The organism is Nocardiopsis sp. TNDT3, from assembly GCF_003427465.1.
In the GTDB taxonomy this organism is placed as follows: domain Bacteria; phylum Actinomycetota; class Actinomycetes; order Streptosporangiales; family Streptosporangiaceae; genus Nocardiopsis; species Nocardiopsis dassonvillei.
Window position 1 is genome coordinate 1 of the sequence record NZ_QPFC01000613.1, and the last position, 3,831, is coordinate 3,831.

6 protein-coding genes are annotated in these 3,831 nt (G+C 68.9%); 5 read left to right on the plus strand and 1 reads right to left on the minus strand.

All coding sequences use genetic code 11. From position 1 onward, the window contains the following. Window positions 1–260: 260 nt before the first annotated feature. The 3 genes from DQW06_RS15610 to DQW06_RS15620 are packed head-to-tail and all read left to right on the plus strand — an operon-like array spanning window position 261 to window position 1,524. On the plus strand, window positions 261–1,118 hold the full coding sequence (locus tag DQW06_RS15610; protein WP_232833035.1) for a helix-turn-helix transcriptional regulator: 858 nt from the start codon (window positions 261–263) through the stop codon (window positions 1,116–1,118). Continuing rightward, entirely contained in the window at window positions 1,115–1,294 is a 180-nt protein-coding gene (locus DQW06_RS15615) for a DUF397 domain-containing protein (RefSeq protein ID WP_013152688.1), read from the plus strand. Before DQW06_RS15610 ends, DQW06_RS15615 begins: the two co-directional genes overlap by 4 nt. Before the next feature lie 50 nt (window positions 1,295–1,344). Beyond that, entirely contained in the window at window positions 1,345–1,524 is a 180-nt protein-coding gene (locus DQW06_RS15620; protein WP_117198787.1) for a DUF397 domain-containing protein, read from the plus strand. Window positions 1,525–1,570: 46 nt separating this feature from the next. On the opposite strand, the gene DQW06_RS15625 is transcribed toward DQW06_RS15620, so the two are convergent. Further along, on the minus strand, window positions 1,571–2,338 hold the full coding sequence (locus tag DQW06_RS15625; RefSeq protein ID WP_071623183.1) for a helix-turn-helix domain-containing protein: 768 nt from the start codon (window positions 2,336–2,338) through the stop codon (window positions 1,571–1,573). An 82-nt stretch (window positions 2,339–2,420) separates the two neighbouring features. Here DQW06_RS15625 and DQW06_RS15630 point away from each other — a divergent pair, with 82 nt between their 5' ends. After that, on the plus strand, window positions 2,421–3,233 hold the full coding sequence (locus DQW06_RS15630; protein ID WP_198048862.1) for a sulfite exporter TauE/SafE family protein: 813 nt from the start codon (window positions 2,421–2,423) through the stop codon (window positions 3,231–3,233). Window positions 3,234–3,377: 144 nt separating this feature from the next. Continuing rightward, on the plus strand, window positions 3,378–3,831 hold a 454-nt coding region (locus tag DQW06_RS15635; RefSeq protein ID WP_117198791.1), incomplete at its 3' end, for an SDR family oxidoreductase.

Here is a 3,831-nt window from a genome sequence, read left to right on the forward strand (position 1 = left end):
TTGGTGGCGGTTCCGCACAGTCGGCGTGGAAGCGTCGGGGCCTGGACGATAGGCTTGTTCATGTCTCACCTCGGTCTATTCGGGGTGGGGCACCTTGCCTCGGAGATCGCTCTCACCTTCGGTCTCCGGGGCTTTTTCATGCCCTTGTAGATATTTGGCCCGATATGGGCTGCGAAGCTTTCTGTATTTGCTTCGTCACGAACCTTGCCAACTGGTCTGCCTTTGGCGCTATGCTTATTACCTAAGACGGTAAAACTTCTATGGCCAGCGATATTTTTGGTTGGCCTGGTGGTGTGATGGTGCAAGAAGAAGATGCCGACAAGGCTGCACAGCTTCGTTTCGGCAAGTTGCTCCGCAAACTCCGAGGTCAGGCGGGTCTTACTCAGCAGGAACTCGCTGCCCTGGCCGTGGTGTCACAGAGCACCGTCAGCGATTTGGAACGCGGGAAAAAGGGGACACGGAGAGATCCAGTAGTACGACTCGACAAAGCCCTTACCGCCCGGGGCATGCTCGTGGACGCGTGGGACGCGGTGTTCTCCGGAGTTGGGGTGACCGCGTACTTCCGTGAGGTGGCCGAGGCGGAGCAGATGGCTCTCAAGATCCGCGACTACTCCTACGGTCTGGTTCCTGGACTGTTCCAGGTCGAGGAGTACGTGCGGGCCATCAGTGAACTCTCCAACCCCGAAGCCACCACGGAGGCCATCGACCAGATCGTGAAGGCCAGGAAGTACCGACAACAGATCCTGGACCGGCCCCACCCGCCGACGATCACGGTGCTCCTGGACGAGGTGGTGCTGCTGCGACGGTTCCGGAAGCCGGAGGTGATGAAGCAACAGATCGATCACCTCATTGACCAGTCCTATCGCCCGCGAGTGAACCTCCAGATCGTGCCGATCGCGACCGAGGGACATCCAGGTCTGTTCGGGTCCTTTAGGCTGATCGACGTGCCTGATTCGAGCACATTCGCCTATATCGAAAGCCAGAGGACAGGGGTGTCACTGAAGCAGCCGGACGTTGTGGCAAGCTACGACCGGATATTCGCGGAGCTGAGGAGCGCCGCCCTGCCGGTGCCCTCGTCACGGTCCCGCATAGAAGAGATTCGAGGCAGCATCACATGATGACCGAGGCTTGGAGTAAGTCCAGCTACAGCAACGGCGAGGGCGGCGACTGCGTGGAGGCCCGTCGCGACCAGACGGTCGTCCTAGTGCGCGACACCCAGAACCGATCGCTCGGCCACCTGGCCGCTCCGGCTGCCGAGTGGACGGCCCTGTTGGGTGCGGTACGCGGTCGGTAGCGTCAGCACGTGAACGGATTTCTCATGGAAGAGATTCGAGGCAGCATCACATGGTGACCGAGGACTGGAACAAGTCCAGCTACAGCAACGGCACCGGTGGCAACTGCGTGGAGGCCCGCCGCGACCAGGCGGCCGTCCTAGTGCGCGACACCCAGAACCGGTCGCTCGGCCACCTCGCGACCCCCACCGTCGAGTGGACGGCCCTGGTCAGCGCCGTTCGCGCCCAGTAGTCCACAGACACGACCGGCCCCGCCCAGACGCACCGGGCGGGGCCGCTCACTGTCCGGCCGCGTAGTCCCGGGGCGATGACCCCAGCACGCGCAGGAACATCGTGGAGAACGCCGACGGGCTCTCGTACCCCAACTCCATCGCCACCCTGGTCACCGGCTCACCTCTGGCCAACAGCGGCAGCGCGTGCAGCACGCAGGCCCGCTGCCGCCACCGCGCGAAGCTCATGCCCGTCTCCGCCCGGAAGAGCCGGTGCACCGTCCGCTCGCTGACGTGCAACCGTCCCGCCCACCGTGCGGGCGGATCGTGCACGTCCGGCGCCCCGAGGAACTCCTCGCACATCCGCCTCAACCCCTCGTTCCCGGGCAGCGGCAGATCCAGCGGCAGCGGCACGAGCCGACGCAGTTCGTGCAGCACCAGCGCGAACACCGCCGCGTCCCGACCGTGCGGGGAGTAGCGCGGCTCCAGGTCCACAGCTGTCAACAGCAGTTCCCGGAGCAACGGCGACACCTCCACCACCTGGCAGCGCCCCGGGAACCACGCGACCGCGCTCGGCTCCAGGTACAGGCTGCGCGTGCTCACCTCCGTCATGACCACCCGATGATCGGTCCCGGCCGGGATCAGCACGGCCCGGTGCGGCGGCACGGTCCACTCCCCGTCCGCGGTCTGGACCCGCATCACCCCCGTCGCCCCGTAGAGGAACTGCGCCCGCCGGTGCCGGTGAGCGGGCAGCACGTGCTCGGGCGGGTAGTCGGTGCCGATCGCCAGGACGGGCCGGTCGATGGAGTCCACCTCGGCGACGGGGATGTTGCGCATGGGGTGGACGCTACCGGTGTTGTCCGCTGCGCGAAGGACAGTGGCGTTCTTTCGAAAGCGCGCCAGCGCCCGTCTGCCTAACGTGGTCCGGGTGCTCACCTTCGTCCTTCCCCTGCTCGCCCTGGGCCTGCTGACCGGCGTCACCACCGTCCTGTTCGGCTTCGGCGGCGGCTTCGTGGTCGTCCCCGTCGTCTACTACGTCACCCGCGCCCAGGCCGACCCCGGCGTGGACCCGATGGCCGTGGCCGTGGCCACCTCCACCGCCGTGATGGTCGTCAACGCGCTCAGCGCCACCCTCTCCCAGCGCCGGGCCGGACGGCTGCGCCGCGACTACGTGTGGCCGCTGGCCGCCTACATCGGCGTCGGCGCGGTGCTGGGCTCCCTGGTCGCCACGGTCGTCGGGGGAGGGGCCCAGCGCGTGCTGTTCATCGCCTACATCGCCGTCACCCTGCTCGACACCCTCCTGCGCAAGGGCTTCCTGACCCGCGACCCCGACACCGGGCCCCGTCTGCTGGGGCGGCGCACCACCACGGCGGGCGGGGTCGCCATCGGCGCGGTGACCAGCTTCCTGGGCGTGGGCGGCAGCGTCATGACCGTCCCCCTGCTGCGCCGCCGGAGCCTGCCGATGGGGGAGGCGACCGCGATGGCCAACCCGCTCAGCCTGCCCGTCGCGGTGGCGGGCACGGCGGTGTACGCGCTGTTCGGCGAGGGGGGAGGCGCCGGGCCCGGCCACCTGGGCTCGGTGGACCTCGTGGCCGGGGCCCTCCTGCTCGCCGGGTCGCTGCCCGCCATCGCCGTCACCCGCCGCCTGGTGGGCCGGGTGCCCGACCGGGTGCACGCGGTCTCCTACGTCGTGCTGCTGGCGGTGGTCCTGGCGGCCTTCCTGTTCGTGTGAACGTTCGGCCTCGGGGCGTCCCGCCGCTGGCCCTACCGCCGCGTACCGCTGGCCGCCGGGGCGCTCCGGCGGAGGGGCCGCACCAGTGCCCGGGGGCGCGTGTCGGTGACCGGTCCCCCCGCCACCTGCGGAAATACTGGCCGTATGGATCTTGAGGGAGCCCGAGTCCTGGTGGCCGGGGCCACGGGCGTACTCGGCGGGCACATCAGCAGGGCACTGAACCGGGAGGGCACGCGGGTCGTGCTCGCCGGACGCGACGAGGAGGCGCTCGACGCGCTCTCGCGGGAACTCGACGGGTCCTCCACGGCCGTGTTCGAGGCGGCCGACACCGAGGGCTGCGCGGCGCTCGTGCGCCGCACCGCCGAGGAACAGGGCGGTCTGGACGGACTGGTCATCGCCTTCGGCGTCGTGGCCTTCGACACCGGCCCCGACTCCGAGGGCGGCATCGAGGACGCCGCGGTCGAGAAGATGTTCCAGGTCAACACGCTCGCGCCGATGGCGATGCTGCGCGCGGCAATCGACGCGGTCAAGCCCGGCGGGGCGGTGGCGGCGGTCACCGCCGTGACCGCCGAGTACCCGACCCACGGCATGGCGGCCT